The 3750-nt window shown below is 55.7% G+C and carries 4 tRNA genes and 2 rRNA genes; all 6 read left to right on the forward strand.

The features are described from left to right. Positions 1 to 83 precede the first annotated feature (83 nt). The 6 genes from CCE92_RS01330 (at position 84) to CCE92_RS01355 (ending at position 3666) form a co-directional block, all read left to right on the forward strand. A tRNA-Ala gene (locus CCE92_RS01330) sits at positions 84 to 159 on the forward strand. An 89-nt stretch (positions 160 to 248) separates the two neighbouring features. Next, a 23S ribosomal RNA gene (locus CCE92_RS01335) occupies positions 249 to 3183 on the forward strand. A 118-nt stretch (positions 3184 to 3301) separates the two neighbouring features. Continuing rightward, positions 3302 to 3417 (forward strand): 5S ribosomal RNA (gene rrf / locus CCE92_RS01340). Between the two features lie 9 nt (positions 3418 to 3426). Continuing rightward, positions 3427 to 3502 (forward strand) — tRNA-Val (locus CCE92_RS01345). Positions 3503 to 3509: 7 nt separating this feature from the next. Beyond that, positions 3510 to 3585, forward strand: a tRNA-Thr gene (locus CCE92_RS01350). 5 nt (positions 3586 to 3590) lie between these two features. Beyond that, positions 3591 to 3666: transfer RNA gene (locus CCE92_RS01355), tRNA-Lys, on the forward strand. The last annotated feature ends 84 nt before the right edge of the window (positions 3667 to 3750 follow it).

The following is a 3750-nucleotide window of genomic DNA, read 5'->3' on the forward strand; positions in this document are numbered from 1 at the left end:
CTGGTTAGAGCGCACGCCTGATAAGCGTGAGGTCGGTGGTTCGAGTCCACTTAGGCCCACCATCTTCTTGAAATTCCCAATACGGGGCCTTAGCTCAGCTGGGAGAGCGCCTGCCTTGCACGCAGGAGGTCAGCGGTTCGATCCCGCTAGGCTCCACCATTTGATCCATCTGTTCTTTGAAAACTGGATAACACGACATTGAAAGCAACAACCCAAGAAATCACAATTTGTGGTCTCTTTTTAACTGCGGTTAAGTTAGAAAGGGCGCACGGCGGATGCCTTGGCACTAGGAGCCGAAGAAGGACGGCACTAACACCGATATGCTCCGGGGAGCTGTACGTAAGCGTCGATCCGGAGATTTCCGAATGGGGAAACCCCCCGCCTGTAATGGGGCGGGATCGCTGCGTGAATACATAGCGCAGGCGAAGGCACACCCGGGGAACTGAAACATCTAAGTACCCGGAGGAAGAGAAAGAAACCTCGATTCCCCAAGTAGCGGCGAGCGAAACGGGAACAGCCCAAACCAGGAAGCTTGCTTCCTGGGGTTGTAGGACACTCAACACGGGAGTCACAAAGGAACGGAGTAGGCGAAGCGGCCTGGAACGGCCCGCAAGATGAGGTAACAGCCCTGTAGCCGAAACTCCGTTCCCTCCCGAGTGGATCCTGAGTACGGCGGAACACGTGGAATTCCGCCGGAATCCGGGAGGACCATCTCCCAAGGCTAAATACTCCCTAGTGACCGATAGTGAACCAGTACCGTGAGGGAAAGGTGAAAAGCACCCCGGAAGGGGAGTGAAACAGACCCTGAAACCGTGCGCCTACAAGTAGTCAGAGCCCGTTAACGGGTGATGGCGTGCCTTTTGTAGAATGAACCGGCGAGTTGCGATTCCTTGCAAGGTTAAGCCGAGAAGGCGGAGCCGCAGCGAAAGCGAGTCTGAACAGGGCGACAGAGTAAGGGGTCGCAGACCCGAAACCAGGTGATCTACCCATGTCCAGGGTGAAGGTGAGGTAACACTCACTGGAGGCCCGAACCCACGCACGTTGAAAAGTGCGGGGATGAGGTGTGGGTAGCGGAGAAATTCCAATCGAACCTGGAGATAGCTGGTTCTCTCCGAAATAGCTTTAGGGCTAGCCTCAAGCCATTTCTGTCCTGGAGGTAGAGCACTGTTTGGATGAGGGGCCCATCCCGGGTTACCGAGTTCAGACAAACTCCGAATGCCAGCGACAGAGGTTTGGGAGTCAGACGGCGAGTGATAAGATCCGTCGTCGAGAGGGAAACAGCCCAGACCGCCAGCTAAGGTCCCCAAATATCCGTTAAGTGGAAAAGGATGTGGCGTTGCCCAGACAACCAGGATGTTGGCTTAGAAGCAGCCATCATTTAAAGAGTGCGTAATAGCTCACTGGTCGAGTGACACCGCGCCGAAAATGTACCGGGGCTAAACGGATTACCGAAGCTGCGGATTGTCCGCATGGACAATGGTAGGAGAGCGTTCTAAGCCGCGCCGAAGCCGGACCGGAAGGACCGGTGGAGCGCTTAGAAGTGAGAATGCCGGTATGAGTAGCGAAAGAAGAGTGAGAATCTCTTCCACCGAAAGCCCAAGGTTTCCTGAGGAAGGCTCGTCCGCTCAGGGTCAGTCGGGACCTAAGTCGAGGCCGACAGGCGTAGACGATGGACAACAGGTTGATATTCCTGTACCACCTCCCCGCCGTTCGAGCAACGGGGGGACGCAGGAGGATAGGGTGAGCGTGCTGTTGGTCATGCACGTCCAAGCAGTGAGGCGGGGAATGAGGCAAATCCCATTCCCGGAAACGCCAGGCTGTGACGGCGAAGGGGCAAGTCCCCGAAGTCCCCGGTTTCACACTGCCAAGAAAAGCCTCTAGCGAGGCGGGAGGTGCCCGTACCGCAAACCGACACAGGCAGGCAGGGAGAGAATCCCAAGGTGAGCGAGTGAACTCTCGTTAAGGAACTCGGCAAAATGACCCCGTAACTTCGGGAGAAGGGGTGCTCCCCCGGGTGATGAGCCTGAGGGAGCCGCAGTGAATAGGCCCAGGCGACTGTTTAGCAAAAACACAGGTCTCTGCAAAACCGTAAGGTGACGTATAGGGGCTGACGCCTGCCCGGTGCTGGAAGGTTAAGGGGAGCGCTTAGCAGCAATGCGAAGGTGCGAACCGAAGCCCCAGTAAACGGCGGCCGTAACTATAACGGTCCTAAGGTAGCGAAATTCCTTGTCGGGTAAGTTCCGACCCGCACGAAAGGCGTAACGATCTGGGCACTGTCTCAACGAGAGACTCGGTGAAATTATAGTACCTGTGAAGATGCAGGTTACCCGCGACAGGACGGAAAGACCCCGTGGAGCTTTACTGCAGCCTGCTATTGAAGTTGGATGCAGCCTGTACAGGATAGGTAGGAGCCAATGATGCGTGAGCGCCAGCTTACGCGGAGGCGCTGGTGGGATACTACCCTGGCTGTATTGAACTTCTAACCCGCTGGCCTCATCGGCCAGGGAGACAGTGGCAGGCGGGCAGTTTGACTGGGGCGGTCGCCTCCTAAAAAGTAACGGAGGCGCCCAACGGTTCCCTCAGAATGGTTGGAAATCATTCGCAGAGTGCAAAGGCAGAAGGGAGCTTGACTGCGAGACCCACAAGTCGAGCAGGGTCGAAAGACGGGCTTAGTGATCCGGTGGTTCCGCATGGAAGGGCCATCGCTCAACGGATAAAAGCTACCCCGGGGATAACAGGCTTATCTCCCCCAAGAGTTCACATCGACGGGGAGGTTTGGCACCTCGATGTCGGCTCATCGCATCCTGGGGCTGTAGTCGGTCCCAAGGGTTGGGCTGTTCGCCCATTAAAGCGGTACGCGAGCTGGGTTCAGAACGTCGTGAGACAGTTCGGTCCCTATCCGTCGCGGGCGCAGGAAATTTGAGAGGCGCTGTCCTTAGTACGAGAGGACCGGGATGGACACACCGCTGGTGTACCAGCTGTCGTGCCAACGGCACCGCTGGGTAGCTATGTGTGGACGGGATAAGTGCTGAAAGCATCTAAGCATGAAGCCCCCCTCCAGATGAGATTTCCCATCACGCAAGTGAGTAAGATCCCTCAGAGACGATGAGGTGGATAGGTTCGGGGTGGACGCATGGCGACATGTGGAGCTGACGAATACTAATCGATCGAGGACTTAACCCAAAAAAATTCAATGTCGGTTATCCGGTTTTGAGAGAACAGAAAATGGCGGCAGCCCGATAAAAAGGGTTGTAAAACTCGTGAGAGTTGCTATAATAAATCTTGTCTTTCAAAACACAGGTCCAGTGATGATGGCAGAGAGGCCACACCCGTTCCCATCCCGAACACGGAAGTTAAGCTCTCTAGCGCCGATGGTAGTTGGGGGCTTCCCCCTGCGAGAGTAGGACGTCGCTGGGCATACATAACGGAGGATTAGCTCAGCTGGGAGAGCATCTGCCTTACAAGCAGAGGGTCGGCGGTTCGATCCCGTCATCCTCCACCATACAGACGCCGGAGTAGCTCAATTGGCAGAGCAACTGACTTGTAATCAGTAGGTTGAGGGTTCGATTCCTTTCTCCGGCACCACCCTCGAGCCATTAGCTCAGTCGGTAGAGCATCTGACTTTTAATCAGAGGGTCGAAGGTTCGAGTCCTTCATGGCTCACCATTTATTGTACGATAATTAAATATGCGGGTGTGGCGGAACTGGCAGACGCACTAGACTTAGGATCTAGCGCCTTCGGGCGTGGGG

The sequence above is a fragment of the Indiicoccus explosivorum genome, assembly GCF_002167005.1.
Classification (GTDB): Bacteria; Bacillota; Bacilli; order Bacillales_A; family Planococcaceae; genus Indiicoccus; species Indiicoccus explosivorum.